At 71.5% G+C, this 22,050-nt stretch carries 13 protein-coding genes and 1 pseudogene; 5 read left to right on the plus strand and 9 right to left on the minus strand.

Annotation, left to right across the window (positions count from 1 at the left end; genetic code table 11):
• Positions 1-48: 48 nt before the first annotated feature.
• Genes VT85_RS02660 through VT85_RS02670 form a run of 3 tightly spaced genes read right to left on the minus strand, consistent with a single transcriptional unit; the run spans position 49 to position 3,696 of the window.
• The gene (locus tag VT85_RS02660) at positions 49-1,407 is read right to left on the minus strand and encodes a nicotinate phosphoribosyltransferase (RefSeq protein ID WP_068410115.1); all 1,359 of its coding nucleotides are present in this window, start codon (positions 1,405-1,407) and stop codon (positions 49-51) included.
• Positions 1,407-3,092 (minus strand): ArnT family glycosyltransferase, encoded by a 1,686-nt coding sequence (locus VT85_RS02665; RefSeq protein WP_068410122.1) that lies wholly within the window; start codon positions 3,090-3,092, stop codon positions 1,407-1,409. The genes VT85_RS02660 and VT85_RS02665 overlap by 1 nt, the downstream gene beginning before the upstream one ends.
• Positions 3,093-3,150: 58 nt before the next feature.
• Positions 3,151-3,696 carry a CHRD domain-containing protein gene (locus VT85_RS02670; RefSeq protein ID WP_068410126.1) on the minus strand — a complete coding sequence of 182 codons (546 nt, stop codon included), beginning with the start codon at positions 3,694-3,696 and terminating at the stop codon, positions 3,151-3,153.
• A 248-nt stretch (positions 3,697-3,944) separates the two neighbouring features.
• Here VT85_RS02670 and VT85_RS02675 point away from each other — a divergent pair, with 248 nt between their 5' ends.
• Complete coding sequence (locus VT85_RS02675) at positions 3,945-5,123, plus strand: glucose-6-phosphate dehydrogenase assembly protein OpcA (protein ID WP_068410130.1); 1,179 nt, start codon at positions 3,945-3,947, stop codon at positions 5,121-5,123.
• A 41-nt stretch (positions 5,124-5,164) separates the two neighbouring features.
• Entirely contained in the window at positions 5,165-5,536 is a 372-nt protein-coding gene (locus VT85_RS02680; protein ID WP_068410134.1) for an STAS domain-containing protein, read from the plus strand.
• 61 nt (positions 5,537-5,597) lie between these two features.
• On the opposite strand, the gene fabD is transcribed toward VT85_RS02680, so the two are convergent.
• The 3 genes from fabD to VT85_RS02695 form a co-directional block, all read right to left on the minus strand.
• Entirely contained in the window at positions 5,598-6,509 is a 912-nt protein-coding gene (fabD, locus tag VT85_RS02685; protein ID WP_068410137.1) for an ACP S-malonyltransferase, read from the minus strand.
• Positions 6,510-6,549: 40 nt separating this feature from the next.
• On the minus strand, positions 6,550-7,599 hold the full coding sequence (gene plsX / locus VT85_RS02690; protein ID WP_068410141.1) for a phosphate acyltransferase PlsX: 1,050 nt from the start codon (positions 7,597-7,599) through the stop codon (positions 6,550-6,552).
• Positions 7,600-7,845: 246 nt separating this feature from the next.
• Entirely contained in the window at positions 7,846-10,527 is a 2,682-nt protein-coding gene (locus tag VT85_RS02695; RefSeq protein ID WP_068410145.1) for a M16 family metallopeptidase, read from the minus strand.
• Positions 10,528-10,896: 369 nt separating this feature from the next.
• Here VT85_RS02695 and VT85_RS02700 point away from each other — a divergent pair, with 369 nt between their 5' ends.
• The 3 genes from VT85_RS02700 (at position 10,897) to VT85_RS02710 (ending at position 13,194) form a co-directional block, all read left to right on the plus strand.
• On the plus strand, positions 10,897-11,802 hold the full coding sequence (locus VT85_RS02700) for a DUF1559 domain-containing protein (protein WP_197491057.1): 906 nt from the start codon (positions 10,897-10,899) through the stop codon (positions 11,800-11,802).
• Positions 11,803-11,931: 129 nt separating this feature from the next.
• Entirely contained in the window at positions 11,932-12,579 is a 648-nt protein-coding gene (locus VT85_RS02705) for a hypothetical protein (protein ID WP_068410152.1), read from the plus strand.
• Positions 12,580-12,735: 156 nt separating this feature from the next.
• Entirely contained in the window at positions 12,736-13,194 is a 459-nt protein-coding gene (locus VT85_RS02710) for a hypothetical protein (RefSeq protein WP_156512637.1), read from the plus strand.
• Between the two features lie 30 nt (positions 13,195-13,224).
• Here VT85_RS02710 and VT85_RS02715 read toward each other — a convergent pair whose 3' ends face one another.
• The 3 genes and pseudogenes from VT85_RS02715 to VT85_RS02725 all read right to left on the minus strand — a co-directional run bounded on the left by VT85_RS02715 (position 13,225) and on the right by VT85_RS02725 (position 21,992).
• Positions 13,225-15,858 (minus strand): beta-galactosidase, encoded by a 2,634-nt coding sequence (locus tag VT85_RS02715; RefSeq protein ID WP_156512638.1) that lies wholly within the window; start codon positions 15,856-15,858, stop codon positions 13,225-13,227.
• A 139-nt stretch (positions 15,859-15,997) separates the two neighbouring features.
• Positions 15,998-18,120 (minus strand): annotated as a pseudogene (gene fusA, locus VT85_RS02720) (elongation factor G).
• Between the two features lie 86 nt (positions 18,121-18,206).
• On the minus strand, positions 18,207-21,992 hold the full coding sequence (locus VT85_RS02725; protein WP_068410163.1) for a CRTAC1 family protein: 3,786 nt from the start codon (positions 21,990-21,992) through the stop codon (positions 18,207-18,209).
• Positions 21,993-22,050 lie beyond the last annotated feature (58 nt).

Raw genomic sequence — 22,050 nt, forward strand, 5'->3', positions numbered from 1 at the left:
AAAGGTCCCGAGACGGATGAAGCGGGCCATCTTGCCGACCCCGCCCCGTCAGCGCCTCATCAACCGCGTGGCGTCGGCTTCCAGGCGGTCGCTATAGGAGACGGGATAGACGACGTCGGAGTCGAGCGACTTCAGCGCTTCGGGGAGCGCGGCGATCTGGTCCCGGCATCGGGCGCGGATCTCGGCCAGCGAGGGCGGTGGTCCCACGGGCTCGCCGCCCTGGAGGACCGGGATGAGGAGGGGCTCGGCGGCGTCGGGCGCGGGCTCGTCGACTCTAGCCACCAGATCGCCGGTGAAGGTTCCGGAGGGGTCGCGTCGGCGATAGACCTGCTTCGTCATCGGGTACGTCGTCTTGCCGGGGGCGAGCTTGAACCGCCCCACTCCTTCCACCTCGACCAGCTTGTAGACCATCGAGATCGCGGGGGCGTCGCGCGAGGTGACTAGCTCGGTCCCCACGCCGTAGCCGTCGAAGGGGGCCCCGTCGGCGGACAGGGATTCGAGGGTCCGTTCGTCCAGGTCCCCCGAGCCGATGATCGCCACGTCCCGCCTCCCCTGCTCGTCGAGGATCGCGCGGGCCTTGCGGGCCAGGCCGGCCAGGTCGCCGCTGTCGATGCGGACGGCCGACGACGGCGGGGCGATCCTCGCCGCCAGGCGGACCCCCTCCAGGGTGTCGTAGGTGTCGACCAGCAGCGTCGTCGAGGCGGGGAAGACCCGCGCGTACGCCTCGAACGCCTCGGCCTCGGTCGCGAACGACTGGACCCAGGAGTGGGCCATCGTCCCCACGCAGGGGATGCCCAGCCGTCGGGCGGCCTCGACGTGGCTGGTGGAGTCGAACCCCGCCAGATAGGCCGAACGCGCCGCCAGCAGCCCGGCCTGGGGGCCGTGCGCCCGCCGGGCGCCGAACTCGAACAGCGGCTTCCCTCGCGCCGCCAGGACCATGCGGGCGGCCTTCGAGGCGACCAGCGTGGGGTAGCCGAGCGAGGCCAGCAGGAACGTCTCGACCCACTGCGCCTGCGGGAGCGGGGCCGTCACCCGCAGCAGGGTCTCCCCCGGGAAGACGACGGTCCCTTCGGGGGCGGCGAACACGTCCCCCTCGAACCGGAAGCGTCGGAGCGTCTCGAAGAACGTCGCGGGGAGCCCCTGGAACGCCGGCCACCGCCGGAGCGCCTCGACCTGCTCGCTAGAAAAGGCCAGCCGCGTCAGGTCGCCGATCGCCTGCTCCAGCCCGGCGAAGACGAGGAACGATCGGTCGGGGGGCATGCGACGGACGAAGACCTCGAAGGTCGCCGACTTCCCCCCCATCCCCTCGGCGAGATACCCGGCCAGCATCGTCAACTCATAGAGGTCGGTGACGGTTCCCAGGGCGTCGGGGTCGGGCCAGAGCGAGACGAAGGGCTCGGACGTCATCAGGGGCCTCCGGGGCGTCGCGGGCGCAGCAGCCAGAGCGGGGCGTCGGCCTCGCCGGGGAGGGCGCGAGCGGCGGCCCCGGGGTCGACGTCCAGCAAGGTCGGGAGGTTCAGCGTCGTCGGGTACTCCCCGACCTTCTCCCAGCGTTCCAGCAACCTCGCGCCGAGATCCGACACCTCCCCAGATTGACGGAGCTGCGCCAGGTCCACAAGGGCCCACGCCCCCCCACCTCCGCGCAACAGCCCCTCGGCGTCGGCCTCCACCCGAGCCCCCCCCCGCCCCGCCAGGTAGAACGTCACCGGCGGACGCGCCAGGACGCGCAACCCCGGCGCGGCTTCGGGAAGGTCGGCCAGGGCGAGGGCTGTCGCGCGGCGGAGCGAGTCGCTGGGGGCCAGCAGGCCGGGTCGCCCTTCCACCGGCCCGACCGACGTCGCCGTGACCAGCGCCTGGACCATCGCCGCGGCGCAGCAGCCGACGAGCATCGGCGCGCGTCGCCATCGCAACGTCGCCCTGGGATCAAGGCCCGGCACCGACCACTCCCCGACGAGCCCCGCCGCCGCGATCCAGCCGAGGGCCTGGATCGGCAGCCACAATCGCGCGTAAGGATGATAGAACGGCGTCAAGATTGACAGCCCGACCCACGCGACGCCCAGCAGTCGGAGTCGCGGCGACGCCTCGCGCCCGGGGAAGGCCAGCCCCGCCAGGCCGACCCACCAGAGGGTCGTCGGGGCCGCGATCGCCGAGACGCTCAGGACGCCGATCCCGCCGAGGCCCCACCGCGAAGGTCTCGCCACGCCCCGCGCGACCGCCCAGCCGATCAGCCCCAAAGGCCATCCAGCGGCGTTCCACGCGAAACCTCCCGAGAGCGCCCCCAGCTGCTCCATCTGAAGCGCCCAGTGCGGCAGCCACGTCGCCGCCGAGCCCAGGTAGCCGCGATGATGGGCCATCAGCCCGGCGTAGCCCCCGTGGGCCTCGACGAACCGGAACCAGGGGGCGTAGACGAGCGCCGCCACGACCGCCGCCAGCAATCCCCAGCCCCAGATGCGAGCCTGCTCGGCGCGGGTTCGGCGCGAGGCGTCGCAGATCGGGATCGCGGCTGCGGCCAGCATCACGGCGACGCCCGCGGTCCACCCGCTGTACTTCACCAGTTGCGCGAGCCCCGTCGCCCCGCCGAGGACGATCGCGGAGGCCGCTCCGGGACGTTCCAGGAACCGCTGGCCGACGACGAGCCCGACGAGCCAGGCCAGCGTGAAGGTGGCGTCCGTCAGCGCCATCCGCGAGAAGGCGACGTGGAAGCCCGAAACCGCCGCGAGCGCCGCGGCCGTCGCGCCGGCTCCGGGGCCGAACGTGCGACGCGCCAGCCAGGCCGCGACCGGCACGGCGAGCGTCCCCGCCGCGATGGAAACCAGGATCGCCGCGACGTCGCTCGGCCCGAGGAGGAGATAGGAGAGCCCGACCAGCCCCGGAAACCCCGCGGGGGCGTATGGGATGACCAGCGGGTCCATCCCCCCCGCCCCGAGCGGCCAGAGGCCGGCGATCGCGTACATCCCCTCGTCGAAGTGGACCAGTCCGAGTCGGCCCAGCCCCCAGATCCGCACCAGCAGCCCCAGCGCCGTCATGGCGGCGACGAAGGCGGCTTCGCGGCGGATCGACGGGACGCTCGGGCGATTCTCGGCTGGCTTCATGGAGGACGATTCTATCGCGGCCCGCCCCGCCCCAGCAGCCGGTCGCGGCGATTTCCGCTCACACGCCGAACGGCCGTCGCCGCAGTGCGATCGCCCCCACCGCCGCGCCGCCGAGCCCGAGCAAGGCCAGGCCGGTCGGCTCGGGGACGACGAAGACCTGAAGTTGCCCCCGGATCTCGCCCCCCGGGAAAGTGGAGGTGTGGAGGTTGATATACGTGTCGCCGGCCTGGATCGCGGCGAGAGCCTCGGCGAACGTCGAGGCGCCCGGCCGCAGGATGAAGTCGGACTCGGTCAGGATGCCGGCAAACGTGCCGGACGTGGCGCTCGGCACCGCCGAGAACGGGAAGATGATCGGGCCCGCGACTCCTGCGCCGCCGATGTGGATGTGCGCCGCCACGAGCGGCTCCGACAGGCCGTCGAACGTGACCGAGTAAGCGAGCGAATCCGAAGCCGACTCGTAGACCAGCGTCGCGAACCCGAGCCCGGCCGAGGCGTTCGGCGGCGTCTCCTCACTCCCGGAGAGGGTCGCCGTCGCGATGAAATCGGCGCGTGCCGCCGAGGAGAGCAGCCCCAGGGCGACGAGCGAGGCGAGGATGGGCTTCATGGCGAGTCACTCCTGGGGGCCCTGGGATCGACATGTTCCTTCGCGACCTCTGACAATCTACCCCCCCGCCCCGCCGGTCGCGAGGAGAATCCCCGGGAAGACGATCGAGTCGTCTCGGGGACGTGGGAGAGGCCCGAACCCGCTCGCTGGTGTAGAATAGGCTTTTGGAGGCCGGCGTCGGTCGCTCTGCGACCCGAGTTGATCTGATCGAATGGACGAGCCGGCGACCCAGCCCGGAGGCGGCGACCATGACCGAGACCAGTTCCGACGCATTCCTGGAGGGCCAGGGGATTCCCGTCCCGCTGGCGGAGATCGACGCGACCCTGGAGAAGCTCTGGGGGCCGGCCGCCGAACGCGCGGGGGGTCCCGAGCTGGAGCACCCCACGGTGACGCGGGTGGTCCTGGCGAACCTCGTGGTCGAACGGCTCTCGCCGGACGCCGAGGAGCTTCGCCCCGTGGTCGAGACGGTGGTCGGCCGCTTCCCCTGCCGCGCGATCGTCATCCGCGAGTCCGACGACCCCGGACGACAGGTCTCCGCCGAAGTTTCCGCCGTCTGCAAGATCTCCGAGCCCGGCGCGGCCCACGTCTGCGCCGAGCGGATCGTCCTGCACGCCGGGCCGGCCGCGATCGACCTGATCCCCGGCGCCGTGCGACCGCTCCTCGAAGTCGACCTGCCGATGATCCTCTGGTGGACCACCGACCCGGTCCCCCGCGAGAAGCTCTACCGCGACCTCGCGGCCGAGAGCAGCCGGATCATGCTCGACCTCCCCGACCCCGGCGCCTCGGCCGCGGCGCTGCGGCTGGGGCTCGACCCGGCCATCGGCTCGTGTCGACGCGACGCCGTCTGGTACGGCCTCACCCACTGGCGCGAACTCATCGCCCAGATCTTCGATTGCCCCATCCACCGCCAGACCCTCGGGCGGATCGAATCGGTCCGGATCGACGCCCTCTCCCCCGCCCCGTCGACGCCCCCCCGACTGGCGCTCTGGCTCGCCGCCTGGCTGGCCGCCCAGCTCGGCTGGGAGCGCAGGGGGACGCCTCGGCTCGTCGCGGACGGCGAAGGCTCTACCTTCCGCGCCGAGTTCGGCGGCCCGGCCGGCCCGATCGCGCTGGAGATCGGCTCCAGGCCCCTGCCGGACGGGCTCCCCGCGACCCCCCGCCTGGTCGGCGTCGCCCTCACCGCCCGGGGCGACGACGGCCCGGAGTCGTTCCGCCTCCAGCGGACGTCGCCCGAGTCGCCCGACGTGCGGATCCACGTCGACGCCCCCGACTACTGCCGCATCCCCAACATCGTCCACGCCGATGCGCTCGACCCCGCGCATCGGATCGCCGCGGCGCTCGAGCTGTCACGCTTCGACGCCCCCTTCGAGAAGGCGACCCCGTTCCTGCTCTGGATGATGGAGCACGCCGAGGCCGTCCTTCCCTGATCATCCCCCCCGCCCCGCCACCCCAACCGAGGACCGCCTTGATGACCACGCGCCCCCCGGAGTTCGAGCTCCTCCTCCTGAACATGGTGGGCGACGTGGCCGTCGCGCAGGTGACCACCAACGAGCTTCGGTTCCCGAACCAGGCGCAGGCGCTCTCGTATGAGCTGGGCCTGATCGTCGCCCAGGACTGGGCGTCCAAGATGGTGATCGACCTGAGCCGCGTGCAGTACATCGGCAGCACGACCTACGCCGTGCTGGTGGGGACCGTCAAGAAGGCCGTCGAGCTGGGCCACGCCGTCAAGTTCTGCGGCCTGACGCCGGACGTCCGAATCGGGGCCCAGATCATCGGCCTCGACCGGATCGCCGACATCCGCGCCACCGAATCCGAGGCCCTCGAGGCCTTCGCTTCCTGACCGGCCGACGCGTCGCTCCCCCGGAGGACCAGCTTCGGGGGGGCGAGCGGGAGCCTCGGCCTCAGCGGGCCGGCACGTGGGTGCAGGGAGTCTTGCGGTCGATCCGCTTGAGGAGGCCGGTGAGGACGCGGCCGGGGCCGATCTCGTAGAACGCGTCGAAGCCGTCGGCGATCATCCGACGCATCGACTCGTCCCAGCGGACCCCTTGCAGGACCTGGGTGACCAGGATCTTGCGGATCGCCTCCGGGTCGTCGTGGGGGGCGGCGTCGACGTTCGAGTAGACGGGGATCCTCGGCGCGCGGACCTCGACGCGATCGAGCACCTCGGCGAGCTGTTCGTCGGCCGGCTTCATCAGCGGCGTATGGAACGCGCCGGCGACGGCGAGGCGGACGACTTTCATCGCCCCCAGTTCCTGCGCGATCGGCTCGACGTGGCCGAGGGCCGCGTCGTCGCCCGAGACGACGATGTTGCCGGGGCCGAGCATGTTGGCCTTCCAGAGGCGGCCGTGGGGCGCGACCCGGGCGCACAGCTCGTCGACCTGGGCCTCGTCGAGCCCCAGCACGCTGATCATCCCGCTAGGGGAGGCGAGCGAAGCCGCCTGCATCGCCTGGCCTCGGCGTCGGACGACTTCCAGGCCGGCCTCGAACTCGAGCGCGCCCGCGAAGGTCAGGGCGGTGTATTCGCCCAGGCTCAGGCCGGCGGCGCCCTGGCACGCGGCGACGACGTCCGGGCTGGAGGCCCTCAGGCTCTCCAGCGCGGCGAGGCTGGCGACGAAGATCGCCGGCTGGCTCACGTCCGTCGCCTCCAGGGCCTCCGCGGGGCCCTCCAGGCAGAGCTTGCGGAGGTCGAAGCCGAGCACGGCGGCGGCGCGGTCGAACAGGCCCTTGACGGCGGGCAGCTCCTGGTCCAGCTCGCGGCACATGCCGACGGCCTGCGCGCCCTGGCCCGGGAAGAGGAAGGCGATCTTGGACATGGGAATTCCTTGCGGCGAGGCTCGGCTCGGCGGGTTGCGATCAGGGCTTGGGCTCGTCGACGGGGGCGTGGGCGACCGCCCCGAGCTGCTCGATGATCTTGGCGTTGATCCGGTCGGCGGCCATGAGGTTGGCGACGCGGAGGGCGTTCTTGATCGCCCGGGCCTTCGACGAGCCGTGGCAGATGATGCAGGCCCCGCGAATGCCCAGCAGCGGCCCCCCGCCGAACTCCTCGTACTCGAACCGGGTCTTGAGGTTCATCAGGCTCTTGGCGATCCGATGGCCGACCTCGGCGGGGAACTCGGGGAGCATCCGCGCGAGTTCCTCGCGGAGCGTCGAGAAGAGGAACTCGACGGCCCCCTCCCCTCCCTTGAGGAGCACGTTGCCCACGAAGCCGTCGCAGATGACGACGCGGACGTGGCCCTCGTAGAGGTCCCGGCCCTCGACGTTGCCGACGAACCGGCTGGACCAGGGGGATTCCTCGAACAGCTTCCGCGTGGCGCGGGTGAGGTCGTTCCCCTTCTCTTCCTCGGCGCCGACGTTGAGGATCCCGATCCGGGGCGCGGTGACCCCCAGGATCTCCTCGGCGTAGATCGAGCCCATCAGCCCGTACTGATAGAGGTCCTCGGGCTTGGGGGACATGTTGGCGCCGACGTCGATGATGACGATCGGCCCCTGATGCGACGGGAAGATCGCGGCGATGCCCGGCCGGCGGACGCCGGGGAGGAACATCTTGGCGTGGGCCCCGGCGAACAGGGCCGAGGCCACCATCGCGCCGGTGTTCCCCGCCGAGACGATCGCCTGGACCTCGCCGCCGGCCATCATGGCCCAGCTCCGGGAGATCGAGTTGTCCCGCTTCTTGCGCAGGGCCTCGACCGGCTTCTCGTCCATCCCGATGGCCTCGGCCGCATGGACGATCGGCAGCCGGTCGCGGGGGGCGTCCGGGGCCTTGTCCAGCTCGGCCTCGATCCGTTCGCGGTCGCCGACCAGCACCGTGGTCAGGTCTTCGCAATCAAGGACCGCTTCCACCGCGCCCGCGACGATCGGTCCGGGGGCGAAGTCGCCTCCCATCGCGTCCAGGGCTATCCGCATCGTCGATCTCCCGGTGATCTCAGCACCTTGAACCGCCTCGTGGTTTTCCGCCGACCTCGGCTCGATGGCCGAGAAACGACGACGGGATGCATGATCGGCGAGCGACGCCCAATCCGCATCCCGGAAAAAAACGCGTCCCGAGGCCCTCGGCGGACGCGAACCGACGCGGGGAGCGTCGGATTCATCAGCGTTCGCGAATAAAGCGGTTTCATCCTAGAAGACGCCCCGGCGGCTGTCAAGCGGACGTCAGCGTCGCCGGCCGGGGGCCCGGCGGGTCGTCCGGGATGCGGGGCCGAGTTCCACGCGAAACAATCCGTCGGGGCTGAGCCGACGCCGGGCGGCGTCGCGGACCCGAGCCGGGGTCACGGCGGCGATCCGGGCAGGCCAGGTCCGGGGCTCGTCCAGCGGCAGCCCCAGCCGCTCCAGGTCCACCAGCCGCTCGGCCCGCTGCTCGACCGTCTGAAGCTCGAACAGCGAGGCTCCGGTCAGATAGCGCTGGACTCGGATCACCTCGTCGTCGGAAAAGTCGCCGTCGTGCATCGCCCGGATCTGTTCGGAGACGGCCGCGACGACCCGGTCGGCCTCCTCGGGCCGGGTCCCGGCGTAGATGCGGAAGACCCCCGGCAGGACGTCGGCCGAGTCGGTCGCCCCCCCCCCGATGCTGTAGACCAGCCCCATCTCGTCGCGGACGATCCGCCCCAACCGGTCGGAGAAGCCGGGGCCGCTCCCCAGGATGTGGTCCAGGATCAGCAGCGCGTCGAAGTCGGCGTCATGGCGGGAGATGCCGCGATGGCCCATCACGATGTGGACCTGCTCGCCCGGGCAGGAGATCCGGCGCGATCGGGGGGGGCCGACCTCTCCCAACGCCGGCCAGGTGGGGGGAGCCGCCCCGCCCTGCTCCCAGTCGCCGAAGTGGGCCTCGACCAGCCGCTTCAGCCGGGCCGCGTCGAACTCGCCGACGACGACGAGGAACGCGTTCTCGGGGGAGAAATGGCGGCGATGGTGCGCGACGACGTCGTCGCGGGTCAGCCGACGGAGCTCGCGCAGGCCCCCTCGGTAGTCGCGGCCAAGGGGATGGTCGCCGTAGATCAGCCGTCGGAATTCCTGGTCGGCCCGGAACGCGGGGTCTTCCAGGTCGCTCTTGAGTTCGGCGATGAGCCGCTGCTTGGTCCAGGCGAGCGACTCGGCCGGGAAGGCGGGCCGTCGCGCCACGTCCGCCAGGATCTCCAGGCCCAGGGCCAGGTCCTCGGATCGGGCCCGCAGGGCGCTCCAGGCGGAGCTGAACTCCAGCGAGCCGCCGACGTCCTCGATGGCGGCGGCGACCTCCTGGGCGGTCCGGCCCTCGCAGCCTTCCTCCAGCATCCGGCTGGTGAGGGCCGCCGCGCCGGGGGCCGCCTCGCGGACCCAGCCCCCCTCGACGTAGAAGTCGACGGCCGCCACGCCGACGTCCGCCCGCCGCTCGTGGATGACCCGCAGGCCGTTGGCCAGGACGAACCGCCGGGGGCGGTAGTCCACCAGCTTGGGCCGCGCGCGGCCGACCGTCGCGGGCAGGTCGGAGGCGAAGATCAGCGGCGCGGGCTCGGTGCGGGCCACCGTCCCGCGGCGGATCTCGGGCGTCCTCGGGGCGGGGACCTCGTCCGTGCCGGAGCGAAGCAGCCAGCCGGCGGTGAGGTTGTCCTCCAGCAGATACTTCCCGGCGACCCGCCGGACGGCCGCCGCGTCGACGGCCAGCGCGGCGGCGTGGTCGGCCTGCCAGTCTCGCCAGTCGCCCCAGAGGGCGGCCTCACCCACGCCGCAGGCCAGGGCCAGGATGTCTTCCTGGTCCCACCGCCAGCCGGCCTCGAAGCGGTTGCGGACGCGGGCCATCTCCTCCTCGGAAGGCCCCCGGACGGTCAGGTCGTCGAGGATGTCGAGGACCGCGTCTTCCACCTCGTCCGGGTCGATCCGCTCGTCGGTCGCCTCGATCTGGACCAGGAACTGCCCCCCCTGCCGTCCCGGCGCGTGCTGCGCCTCGACCCAGCCGGCGAGGTGATCGTCCTCGACCAGCGACCGCCAGAGCCGGGATCGCCGGCCGGCGGAGAGGACGTCGGCCAGGACGTCGAGCGCCGGGGCGTCGGGATGCTGCGACGGGACGGTGTGCCAGCCGAGGACGCCCCGAGGCAGCGCGTCGGCTTCGGCGAGCACGAAGTCGCGGCGACCGGCCTGGGGCGACTCATCGCCTTCGGGACGGCCCCGAGGCGTCGAGCCGGGGGGGATCGCCCCGAACCGTTCCTCGGCCCTATCCAGCGCCCGCTCCGGGTCCAGGTCGCCGGCGAACACGATCACCGCGCCGTCGGGCCGGTAATGGCGGCGGTAGAAGGCCTCCAGGTCCTCGACGGTGATCGACGCCACGTCGCGGGGCCAGCCCAGCACCGGGTTTCGGTACGGGTGCCGCAGGTAGGAGAGCGCCTGGTGGTTCTGCTCCAGCCGGGACAGGGCCGACTCCGCGTCGCGAGCCCGCTCCTCGCCGATGACCTGGCGCTCGGCCTCGACCTCGCGGGGGTCGAATCGCGCCGAGGTCATGCGGTCGGCCTCGATCTCCAGCGCCAGCTCCCAGCGGTCGGCGGGGAGCGAGAACCAGTAGTGGGTGCGGTCCTCGCCGGTGTCGGCGTTGGCCTGGCCCCCCGCGACGAACGCCATCTGGTCGATGCTCCCCTTGGGGAAGCGCTCGGTCCCCTTGAAGAGCATGTGCTCGAGGAAGTGGGCGATCCCCGACTTCCCTGGGGGTTCGTCGAACGAGCCGACCGGATAGAACAGGTCGCAGACGACGATCCGGACCCCCTTCCGAGGCAGGACCAGGATCTTCAGGCCGTTGCCCAGGACCCGTTCGAAAACGGGCTGGGAACCCACCTTGGCGATGGTGGAATGCGACTTGAGCCGTCGAGCCATTTCGGAGCGACCCTTTCATCCCTCGGTCGGAGGAGTGCGGGGGGGACGTCGAGGAGCCCGGGCTCCGTCAGGACGTCGCGGCGGGGCTCGGCCCCATGACGAGGCCCCGTCCTGGACCGAGGGCGCAGCTCCAGTCTATCATCTCCGGCGGTTCCCCGCTCCCCCGACTCGAGGCGGCCCGACGCGAGCGGGAGCCGAGCGGGCGGCCATTCGAGGCCTCGACCGTCCGCCGGCGGGTTTCCACGCAGCCACTTTCCCGTCATGATGGATGCGGGGCGACGCGCGGTCCGCGGCGACCCCCGTCGGCCTCGCCGACGCTGGTTGGACGACGAGGGCCTCACGGGCGGGCCCGGCTCGGAGACTCCCCTCATGCTCCGCGACGCACGCCGCGGCATCACCCTCATCGAGCTGCTGGTCGTGGTCGCCATCGTCGGCTTGCTCACGGCGATCCTCGTGCCGGCCGCGATGCGGGCCCGGGAGTCGGCCCGGCGGGCGCAGTGCGCCTCGCACCTTCACAACCTGGGCATCGCCCTGCACCAGCACCAGGGGGCGCGGGGGACGTTCCCTTCGGGGGCCGGCCCGCGCTCACTCCACTGGAAGCTCCTACCGTTCCTGGGATACGAGGCCCTGGCGCGGTCGACCATCGACGACCGGACGGCGTCGATCCCGATCCCGGGGTCCTACCTCTGCCCCTCCGACACCGCCCGGACCGCCGCGCTCTCCCGCTTCGCGACCAACTACGCGGGGAACGCCGGGCTGCTCGGCCGCGAGCCCGTCTCGGACTGGGACGGGGCCTTCCTCGACACGGAGCTGTCCCCCCACGACGTCCCCGACGGCCTCAGCGCGACCGCCGGCGTCGCCGAGTGGATCGTCGGTCCCGGCGACGTCGCGCGGCCGTCCCGGCTCGGGTCGATCCACACCCTCGACATCCAGTTCCCCGATACGCCCGCCGGCCCCGACGCCTTCCTTCAGGCCTGCGCCACATTGAACGACCTGCGGACGGGCCCGGCGGCCGTGCCCTTCAAGGGCTCGTACTGGTTCCGGGGCCGGCTCGGCCATTCCCTGTACACCCACGCCTTGACCCTGGATCGGCCCTCCTGCCGCGCAGCGCCCGACCTCAATGCCATCACCGCCGGCAGCCTCCACGGCAACGGCGGCCACGTCCTGTTCCTCGACGGCGGCGTCCGGTTCCTCAGGGACGCCATCCACCCCGCCGTCTGGAAGGCCCTCGGCACCCGCGCCGGGGGAGAGTCGATCCTGGGCGACACATACTGATCTCGATCGAGACCGTCGCCGATTCCCTCGTCTCCCAGGCCCCGCGGTGTGATACGGTCGCACCCCAAATCACCAGCCCCCCGAGCGAGGCACGCGAGCATGGAACCGACGGCACCCTCGACGACGCCCATGTCCGACGGGCGAGGCGGGTCCTCGCCTCGCGGCTGCACGATCGCCAAGCTGTTCGTCCTGGGCGGATTCCTGGTCCTGCTCTCGTCGAGCTACTACCTTCGCACCGAGGTGCTGGCTCTGAACCGCATCCGATTCTCGGCGGACGAGGCGCGGGCCGACTTCGAGTTGAAGCGACTCCGCGAGGCCGGCCCGGAGCGTCAGGAACGCTACCAGGTGGAGCTGAAGAACTACCAGTTGCAGGTGGAGCACTACGAGAAGATGTCCCAGCTCTACCGCGAGGACCTCGTGAAGTACCTGGAGCTGACCAAGGACCAGGCCCCGATGCAGACGGCGCCCCAGCTTCCCATCCGGCCGCAGCCCCCGGAGCCCCCCGAGGTCCGGGAGAAGCTCGCCCAGATCAACATGGAGTTTCGAACCCGCAAGTACCAGTACTTCGTGGCGACCGGCATCCTGAACTGGGCGGCGTGGGCCGCCGCCCTCGCCCTGACCGGCGGCCTGCTCTTCCTGCTGCTGTTCGAGCGCGACGGGCCCCGGCTCATCTACCTGGCGGTCCTCGTGTTGAGCTTCGTCTTCCTGATCGGTCCGTCGTTCCACTCGATCCTCAGCGCCATCGTCGGATTCCTGGAAGCGCCTCGGGTCAATTGAATGGACCTGCGGCGCGTCGTTCCACGGGAAACGCTGGCTTTGGGCGTCCCCCCGCTTCCGCCCCGGCCCGACCGGGAGGGAGACGGTGGCGGTCGCTTCGTGCTCGCGAGCTTGCCTGACTTTCGTCGATTCAAGTTCCTCAGCGGGGAGTCCACGATGATGCAGACTTTGATCCTGGCGTTGACGATCTGGACGGACGTAGCTGGCGGGGCGTCCGTCATGCCCCATGAGGCGGGCTCGGCCCAGGTCGGCTCGCTGAAGGTGGTGGTCTCCGGGCCTCGGTCCCGCGTCGAGGGGGAGACGGTGCGATGCATCGGAGGGGCCACGATGGTGGTCCGGGGTCGGATCGAGACTCAGACCGAGCGCGACCTCCCCGAAAAGCTCCGCGCCGAAGCCGCTCTCGACGGCAAGGTCGCGGCCCAGGAAATCGGCGAGCTGAAGCCCGTCGAGGGACACCCGGGCGTCTTCACCTTCATCATCGAGCTGAAGGCCCCCCAGACCCCGGGCCTCTACGAGTTCCGGATCAGGCCCGAAGGGAAATCCCGGGGCGGTGAGGCCTGCAAGGGAGCCAGGAAGTATCCAGGACTCCCCGTACAGGTCGTTCCGAACAAGTAGCCGAACGACCCGGTCGGAACGTCTCCCGTTTCACGGGGAACGCAAGATCCGGGTGTCGCCCAGCTTCATGGGGAGCACCGGCGCGGCGCCGCCGGGGAGCGTCTCGCCGGTCAGGGCGTCGATCGCCCCGGCCCGACCGCGAGGGAGCTGGAGTTTGACCGCGCCGTCCTGGCTGGCGTGGAGGACGACGAACGGGCCGTTCGCGTACACGTTGCAATCCACCTCCGTGTAGAGGTGGACGCCCGCCTTCCGCGAGGCCAGCCGCAGCACTTCCGAGGTGAGTCCCGGCGGGCCGACGAACAGCGAGAACTCCCCATCGACGGTCCCATCCCGGAGCGCGAGGGCCGGCGAGCCGTCGGGATACCGGGCGAGGATCTCGGACTCCTTCGCGTCGGTCGCCGCGAAGGTCGGGCGGACGTGGGCTTCCACCCCGAAGCCTCTGGAGAGTCCCAGGGCCTTGCCGGCCTGCGTCGGATCGGCCCATGCCCGAGCGGCCAGGCTGGGCTCGAGGCGGAAGCCGGTCAGTTCCCGCATGGCCTCAGGCGAGGGGACCTCGCCGTCGTACCAGCCGGGGGCGTAGCACCAGACCACCCCCTTGCCCCGCGTGGCCCATCGAAGCTCGGCGCGTTGCTCGGCGGTCAGGCTCCAGGCGTCGAGGATCACGTATAGCCGGGCGTCCACCTTGCCGGCGATCACGTCGTCGATCAGGTACTGACCGTACGGCGCGCCGGCTCGCCCGAGGGCTCTCCGAGCCTCGTACACGGCGGGACGGCTCACGACCTGGCCGCCGGCCGCGATCCGGGTCAGGCTCGCCTCGTCGATCACGGCGGCGACCTCCGGGCGATAGGCGACGGGGTTGTCCAGCAGGGGGCCGTCGATGGCTTCCAGACGCTTCATCTCGTCCCAGAGGCGGCGGTCGTTGAACCAGCCGGTCGCGCCCAGGTCCATCCACCAGGTCGCGAGGTTCCGCACGGCCTGCTGGCCGACGTTGCGGAGGAGGATCTTGTTGGTCTCCTCCAGCGTGTCGACGCCGGACTCCGCGCCGGGGAACGTGCTGCCGCGCGCCAGGTAGGTCCGGGTGTCGTCCTCGACGAGCCACATCTTGCCCGCCAGCGCCACGCTCTCGGCGGCGGTCATCGCGGGCGCCCCCTCGCCCAGCCCCCGGTCGAAGTACGAGATCGGCGAGCAGAGGACGTCGACGTCCGGCGAGTCCAGGACCCGGCGCAGGGCGTAGTGGCCGGAGATCGCCGGGCCGAGCCGCACCGCACCGAACTCGAACAGGTAGCCGTAGAAGAAGACGGAGAGCTTCCGCCCTTGCGACCCCTCGCGGACGGACTTCGCCAGCGACAGGACGCAATCGGCCATCGCCTCCTGCTGGAACGTCGACCAGTCGAGGATCGGCCTCTCGACCCTGGGGTCGCGGAAGATCCCGTTGGGCGCCGCACGCCGGTCCTTCGGCGAGGGGACGGCCGCGGCGTCCAGGCTCGCGCCGGGATCGTTCCAAGCCTTGCGGAGCGCGTCGTCGGTCTGGTAGCGGGCGCGGAGCCAGAGGCGCCAGGCGGCGAGGTCGGCCGGGGCGTAGCCGTTGAGGGCGTCGCCCCAGGTCTCCTCGTAGAACCACTCGCCGGTGTTCTGGCCGGTCGGGTGGTAGCCGGCGACGTGGTCGCCGAACTTCGCCTCGACGTGCTCCACCAGTTCCCGGAGCCGGGCGGAGGCGTCCTCGCGGAACCGGGCCGAGGCGGGGACGGCGTTCCGGGTCGCCCCGTCGTCCCAGCGCATGGCCTCGCCCGGATGTCGCGCGCTCCACCAGGCGGGCGGATAGAGGCCCACGCGAGGCAGCAGGAGCGCCCGGGGATTCACGCGCAGCACCTGCTCGCAGGCCGAGTCGACGGCCGACCAATCGGCGGGCTTGCCGGGCTCGGGCCAGGGGAGGTCCATCGGGAAACCGACGAAGTCCACGCCCACGCCGGCCGCGAGTTGGATCTCGGTCTCGTACGGTCCCGGAGGCCCGCCGAGGTAGACGAACGACGAGCCCGGCCGGTAGAACGCGACGTTCAGGTCGCGAGCCACGCTCGACCGGACCCAGAACGTCGCCTCGTAGCGTCTCCCCTTGATGAGCTTCAACCGCGAATGGTGAAAGACGTGGAAGTCGGGCCATTCGCCTCCGGCCGCCGGGGCCTTCAGAGCGATCCGCAACGACGCCGATCCCCCCTTCCCCGCACCCGCCTGGACGGCCGCCGCGCCCACCGTGTTCTGGGCGCCCGTCGGCCAGAAGGTCCAGGCGCGGGAGAACGATCCCGGCCCGGCTTCGAAGTCCTGGAGCGGGATCACCTCGCGGCCGTCCTCCATTTCGACGACCCGCAGGTCGTCGACGTCGACCTCGCCGGGCTTCGCGCCGCAGCGGAAGTGCATCGTCCCGTCGTCGGCCGATTCGGTCGCGACGAACTCGAACCGGACCTCCTTCGCCTCCGGCCCGATCGCGATCGGCGCCGAGCCCGGAATCCCGAAGAACATCCGCGCCCGGACCGGTCGACCGTCCACGATCAGTTGCGGCGCCCCGTTCCGGACCTCGACCCGGACCGAGAGCGCGAACGCCGACGTCGGGATCAAGACCGCGACGGCCATCGCCGCAAGCCTCATTCGTGAGTGGCGAAATCGCTGCATCGTGGAAACCTCCTGGGAGGAGGGCCGTGGCGGCCGGAGGAAGGCGGGTGGGAGAGAGGGCGGATCGTCGGCGAGGCGGGAAGGTGGGTAGGGACGGCGAGGGAACGGAGCCCCCGGAGGAGCCCCGCCGTCCTCGGCCTCAGCCAGTGAGCGCTTCGAGCATGCTTTCGGGGGCGGCGGCGTATTCGAGCGGCTCCATGGTGTAGCTGGCCCGGCCCTGCGAGAGGCTGCGGACGGCCGTGGAGTAGCCGAACATCTCCTTCAGGGGCGCGCGGGCGTCGATGACCATCAGCTTACCCCGGGTCGAGGTCCGCTCGATGAGGGCGCGACGGCTGGCGAGGTCGGCGGTGATGTTCCCCAGGTAGTCCTCGGGGGTGACCACCTCCAGCCGCATGATCGGCTCCAGGAGGACGGGCCCGGCCTGCTCGATGGCGTTGCGGAGGGCGTCGGACGCGGCGAACCGGAACGCCATGTCGCTGGAGTCGACGTCGTGGTAGTCGCCGTCCACCAGCGTCACCTTCAGGTCGACGAGCGGATAGCCCGTCTTGCCGCCGGACTTGGCCTCCTCCCGCAGTCCCGCCTCGATCGCCGGGATGTACTCGCCGGGGATCACGCCCCCTTCATCTTGTTGAGGAACTGCATGACCGGCGCCCCCTTGGGCTGGACCTCGGGCTCGACGTCGATCTTGATCTTCGCGAACAGGCCGGTGCCGCCGGTCTGCCGGACGCACGTCCCCTCGACCCGTTTCACGGCCTTCTTGATCGTCTCGCGATAGCTGACGCGGGGGCGGCCGACGTGGACCTTCAGCTTGAAGTCGCGCGTCATCCGGTTCTTGAGGATCTCCAGGTGGAGTTCGCCCATGCCCGAGATCAGGGTCTGGCCGGTCTCCTCGTTGACCTTGAAGGTGAACGTCGGGTCCTCGCGGGCCAGGGCGTTGAGCGTGTCGGAGAGCTTCCCCTTGTCGGCCGAGCTGACCGGCTCGATCGACATGCTGATGACCGTCTCGGGGAACTCGATCCGCTCCAGCAGGATCGGGTGCGCCGCGTCGCAGAGGGTGTCGCCGGTGGCGCACCGCTTGAGGCCCACCACGCCGACGATGTCGCCGGCCATCGCCTCGGCGACCTGCTCGCGGTCGTCGGCCCGGATGTGGTAGAGCCGGGAGCAGTTCTCCTTCTCCTCGCGGCCCGGATTGTACGCGCGGGTGCCCGCCTTGAGGACCCCCGAGTAGACGCGGACGAACGACAGGTCGCCGTGGGCGTCGTTGGTGATCTTGAAGACCAGGCCGCAGAACGGCTCGTCCGGGCTGGGCTTCCGGGACAGCTCCGTCCCCTTCTTGGGATGGAGCCCCACGACCGGCGGGACGTCGAGCGGGCTCGGCAGGTAGAACGACACGGCGTCCAGCAGCCGCTGCACACCGACGTACTTGAAGCTCGACCCGCAGAGGACCGGCTGCGCTCCGCCCGTGAGGGTGGCGCGGCGCACCGCCTGGTGGATCATCTCCTCGGTCAGCTCGGCGCCGTCGAGATGGGCCATGTACTGCTCGGCGAACGTCTCGTCGTATTCGGAGAGGGCGTTCAGCATCGTCTCGCGCCAGGCGTCGGCGTCGAGCCGCAGGTCCTCGGGGATCTCCTGGATCGTCGACGTGGAGCCCAGGTCCTCGGTCTTGAAGAACAGGGCCTTCATGGCGATGAGATCGATCAAGCCCTGGAAGGCGCCCATGGAGCCCTCCGGCCCGGCCCCGATCGGGATCTGGAGCGGGATCGGGTGGCTGTCGAGCCGCTCGCCGATCTCGTTGTAGACCCGCTCGAACTCCGCGCCGATGCGGTCCATCTTGTTGATGAAGCAGATCCGCGGGACGTGGTACTTGGACGCCTGCCGCCAGACCGTCTCGCTCTGGGCCTCGACCCCCTCGACGCCCGAGAAGATCACCACGGCGCCGTCGAGCACGCGGAGCGACCGCTCGACCTCGGCGGTGAAGTCGACGTGCCCCGGCGTGTCGATGATGTTGATCGTCGTCGGCTCGCCCAGCCGGTCCTTCCAGTGGCAGGTGATCGCGGCGGCGACGATGGTGATCCCGCGCTCGCGCTCCTCCTCCAGGTAGTCGGTCGTGGTGTTCCCCTTGTCGACGTCCCCCATCCGGTGGATCTCGCCGGTGTAGTAGAGGATCCGCTCGGTGGTCGTCGTCTTGCCGGCGTCGATGTGGGCGATGATCCCGATGTTGCGAATCCGGCGTAGGATGGTCGTGACGTCGTCGCTGGCCATGATCGTCTCGTTCCGCGCTCAAGGTGGGGACGCGGTCCGGTCGACCGCGGCGTGGCGTTCCAGCTTAACGGCTTCCGGCGCCGGAATCAGCGCGAAAGGCCCGCCGGCCCTCCCGCCGGCCTCGTCTGGTAGGCCCGCAGGTACTCGGCGTGGTCGTCGTCGCGGGGGCGTCGGGCGTCCGGATCGGCGAACGGGAACTCGGGCATCCCGCGCCAGGGGAGCGGCCCGACCGAATCGCTCCCGGCCGTGAACGGGTCCGCGTCCTTGCAGTAGCCGACCGATCGCAGGACGAAGCTCCGGCTCCAGCCTTCCGGGAGCGGGGGCGGGGCGTCGGCCGCGAATTCGATCCGGGCCTCGTCGCCGGGGCCCACCACGCAGAGCCGATCGTCGTCGGCCCGGAGCAGGGCGGCCACGTCGCCGTAACGCGTGAGCCTGCCCGACATCCGCGCCAGCGGCGCGGGGTCGACGTAGTCGTAGTCGTAGACCAGGGGGAGCCGGCCGTCGGGCGAGACCTCGCGGGTGTATCCCCGGGCACCCAGGACCGCGCGGGCCACCGGGATCGAGGTCGTGCGGAGCGAGCGCTCGGCCTCGGCGTCGCGGACGGCCACGAACGCCTGGTCGTAGTAGCACTCCATGTTCGTGCGGATTCGAAGCACGCAGCGCGGCCCGTCGAGCTTCCCCGAAAGGTCGAGCGTCGTCATCCGGGGGAGCCCGGCCGGGTAGCCGGCGTGGGGCTCGATCGTCTCCCACGAGCCGTCGTCCCGGAGCCGCTCGATCGCCGGCGGCGAGAGCGCCACGCCGGCCGTCGCGGCGGCGTAGTTGGTCTGCGAGTACGGGTACTCCACCCACCCCGCCAGGACCAGCAGGAGCCGATCGTCCGTCGCGAACCCCGACAGCCGGTCGCCGAAGTCCAGGACGATCCCGTGCTCCTCGGCGTAGCCGACCCATCCCGAGAGCCTCGCGAAGCCGTCGACCGTCTTGCGGTCCCAATGCTTCAGGGTTTCGGTCTCGTCGTTCCCCTTCAGATCGGTGGCGCGGACCGGATCGACGGCCGTCCGCCAGGCGCGGAGTTCGCCGGTGGGCCGGGGCCCGGTCGGGGCGAACCGCTCGTCGAGCGCGACCGAAACCCCCGGGGGCCGGTCGACCACGTCCAGCGTCAGATGGTCGAGGTACGCGACCTCGTCCATCGGTTCCGTGATGGAGATCCGATACGCCCCCTGCTCCGGCCTGAGCTGATCGTCGGCGATGGCCACGGCCTCGTCGCGATCGGGCTGGCTGTAGACGCCGGGGGCGACGAGATACCCCATCCCGCCGCCGCCGAGGAAGTCGCCCAGGCAGACGAACCGCTCGCCGTTCCACGTGAAAAGGACCGGGCAGCTCCCGGTCTTGCGGTTCCGCTCGGCGAGCGCGAGTCGCTCGTCGGCGGCCACGTTCAACTCGGCCTGCATCACGCCGTCGGGCCAGAGGACGTGGATCACGTCGGCCGCCGGCCGGTCTCTGAGCCCGATCACGACCGGGCCGGGAGCGGAACCGAGGGACGCGGCGGGCGTCGTGTGATCGTAGGACGCGTCGATCCCCCGAGCCTGGACGGTCAGCCTCGCGCCGATGGCGTGGGGGTTGGTCCGCATCAGCTCCGGCTGCACCCGCCAGCGTCCGGCCAGGTCGAGCGCCAGCCAGCGGTTGCCGTTCCCCAGGTTCCGGGCCAGCAGCGGCGGCCCACCCGTCGGGACGACCAGCAGGTCGGGGAGCGGGTCACCCGCCAGGTCGACGAGGGCGAGCCCCTCGGCCGGGTCGGCGAGCGCCGGCGGGTCCTGAATCGCCAGTCGCGTCCCTTCACCCCGGAGCCAGTCGATCGCCGGTTCGGGCCTCGCGTCGGCGGCGGGACGGGAGCGAAGGCCGACCAGGTCGAACCGACCGTCGAGGTCGAGGTCGGCGGCGAGGGCCGACCGCCATCCCTGGGCGTTGTTCGCGAACGACTCGAACGTCGGCGACAGGTCTTCGGCCACGGCCCTCCCGGTCAGGTTCCGCCAGGCGAGGAGCGGGCCGGATGCCGAGGGCGCGACCAGGTCGGGACGGCCGTCGTCGTCGAGGTCCATGACGAGCAGCCCCGCGGTCTCGGTCTTCGCGTCGACCCCCTTGATGGGGATCGGCCGGAACCGTCCCAGCCGCTCGTTGAGCACGGCGACCGGAGGCCCGTCGTCCGAGGAGAGGATGAGGTCCAGATCGCGGTCGCCGTCGAAATCGGCGAGGGCGATCCCGGTATGGCGGCGGGTCTCGTCGCGGAGGGCGTCCTCGCCGGTCCAGGGGACGAGGGCGAGCGAGAGCCCGCCGGTCGTCGTCACGTTGTCCACGGTCGCCAAAGGAGTCCACGCGGGCTCGGGCTTGCCGGCGATCGCCGGGGGTCGGCCGTCGTTGCGGAACGCCGTGTTCGGCACGCCCGGCGGGGCTTCACGGCCGTCGTCCCGGAAGGCGTCGTCCGCGCGCTCGGCGGTGGTGTAGTTCACCACGTAGAGGTCCAGATCGCCGTCCTGGTCCAGGTCGAGCCAGCGGGCCGTGAGCGAGAGCGCGGGGGGGCCGTCGGGCTTGAGCGTCTCGGTGAGGTCCTCGAACCGCGCGCCGTCGACGTTGCGGAGGAGCCGGTCGCCCCCCACGCCCGTCAGGTACAGGTCCACGCGGCGATCGGCGTCGAAGTCGGCGGCGGCGACGCCGGTCCCGGCCCGGTCCACCGGCAGCCCGAACGCCGCGGTGGCGTCCTCGAACCCGGCCTCCCCCTTGTTCAGCAGGAGCGCGTCTCGAATCCCCTGGGGGCCGATGACGGCCGCGGTCAGGTAGAGGTCGAGCCGGCCGTCGCCGTCGGCGTCGAAGCTCGCGATCCCCGCCCCGAAGCGGGCGCGGACCCGGTCGAGCACGGCCTTGTCGCCGGTGAAGTCGGCCGGGGCCGCCCAGCGATCTCCCTCGGCGAGTTTCACGTGCAACGGCGCGAGGGCCTCGAACCGAGGGGCCGGCGCTGGCGCGGGGCCCGTCGCCTCGGCGGCGGCGACCGGTGAGGCGATCGCCCCGTAACGGCCCATCTCGCCGTACGAGTTCACGACGACGTTCCCCGGACCGGGGACCGCGCCCGGCCGGTCGGGGTCGAGCTGCTGCCAGCGCTTGAGCGTCTCGCGCTGCTTGTCCTGCTGGCCGTTCAGCCGGTAGGCGAATGCCAGCGGGTAGAGGGCCGAGACCAGGTAGGGGTCGACCGCGAGGGCCTTGTTCAGCAGCTCGATCTTGAGCGGGGCCTCGCCGGGGCCGACCGGCAGGTTGGGGTCCTGGGCGTTGGTGACGGTGTTCGCGGCCCAGAGCCAGGAGGCCGCGTCGAGCGGGTCGATCTCGGCGACCTTCCGGAAGAAGGGGTGCGCCCCCACGGCGTCGCCTTGCTGGGCCAGGATCACCCCCTGGCAGAAGAGTGCGCGGGGGTCGTCCGGCTTCCGGTCGAGCACGCCCCTGAGGAGTTCGAGCGCCTCGTCGAAGTTGGACGGGGCCTTCCCGCCCCCGGACTTCTTGGCCTGCTCGGCCTGGACGCCGCCGTCGTTGAGCAGGGCGATCGCCAGGTTCACCGCCCCGGCGGACCAGTCGGGCGCGAGCCGGCGGACCTCGCGGAACGCCTCGGCCGCCTTGCGGTACTCGTACTGCTCCATCAGCCCCAGCCCACGAAGGTGCGCGGCCATCGCGGCGTCGAGCCGATCGGCCGGGATCTCATCCTTCGGGGCCTCGGCCGCATCCCGGGGCGACGCGGCCTCGGGGACCGCCTCGGGCGAGGGAGGGCGGGCGCAACCGGCGACCAGGCCGAGGGCCGTCGAGAGGATCAGGAGCCGTTGGGTTGCGACGCCCATGAGTTGCGACCTCGTGTCGTGGATTCGGAGAGGGGCCGCCCGGGCGAGCGCCGGGCCT

The organism is Planctomyces sp. SH-PL62, from assembly GCF_001610895.1.
GTDB lineage: Bacteria > Planctomycetota > Planctomycetia > Isosphaerales > Isosphaeraceae > Paludisphaera.

Bases quoted from the DNA above. Each gene is read 5' to 3' on its own strand.
- VT85_RS02700 (WP_197491057.1), top strand. From the start codon at position 10,897: ATGCTCCGCGACGCACGCCGCGGCATCACCCTCATCGAGCTGCTGGTC.
- VT85_RS02725 (WP_068410163.1), bottom strand. From the start codon at position 21,992: ATGGGCGTCGCAACCCAACGGCTCCTGATCCTCTCGACGGCCCTCGGC.
- plsX (WP_068410141.1), bottom strand. From the start codon at position 7,599: ATGCGGATAGCCCTGGACGCGATGGGAGGCGACTTCGCCCCCGGACCG.
- VT85_RS02705 (WP_068410152.1), top strand. From the start codon at position 11,932: ATGTCCGACGGGCGAGGCGGGTCCTCGCCTCGCGGCTGCACGATCGCC.
- VT85_RS02695 (WP_068410145.1), bottom strand. From the start codon at position 10,527: ATGGCTCGACGGCTCAAGTCGCATTCCACCATCGCCAAGGTGGGTTCC.
- VT85_RS02675 (WP_068410130.1), top strand. From the start codon at position 3,945: ATGACCGAGACCAGTTCCGACGCATTCCTGGAGGGCCAGGGGATTCCC.
- VT85_RS02710 (WP_156512637.1), top strand. From the start codon at position 12,736: ATGATGCAGACTTTGATCCTGGCGTTGACGATCTGGACGGACGTAGCT.
- VT85_RS02670 (WP_068410126.1), bottom strand. From the start codon at position 3,696: ATGAAGCCCATCCTCGCCTCGCTCGTCGCCCTGGGGCTGCTCTCCTCG.
- VT85_RS02715 (WP_156512638.1), bottom strand. From the start codon at position 15,858: ATGCAGCGATTTCGCCACTCACGAATGAGGCTTGCGGCGATGGCCGTC.
- VT85_RS02680 (WP_068410134.1), top strand. From the start codon at position 5,165: ATGACCACGCGCCCCCCGGAGTTCGAGCTCCTCCTCCTGAACATGGTG.
- VT85_RS02660 (WP_068410115.1), bottom strand. From the start codon at position 1,407: ATGACGTCCGAGCCCTTCGTCTCGCTCTGGCCCGACCCCGACGCCCTG.
- VT85_RS02665 (WP_068410122.1), bottom strand. From the start codon at position 3,092: ATGAAGCCAGCCGAGAATCGCCCGAGCGTCCCGTCGATCCGCCGCGAA.
- fabD (WP_068410137.1), bottom strand. From the start codon at position 6,509: ATGTCCAAGATCGCCTTCCTCTTCCCGGGCCAGGGCGCGCAGGCCGTC.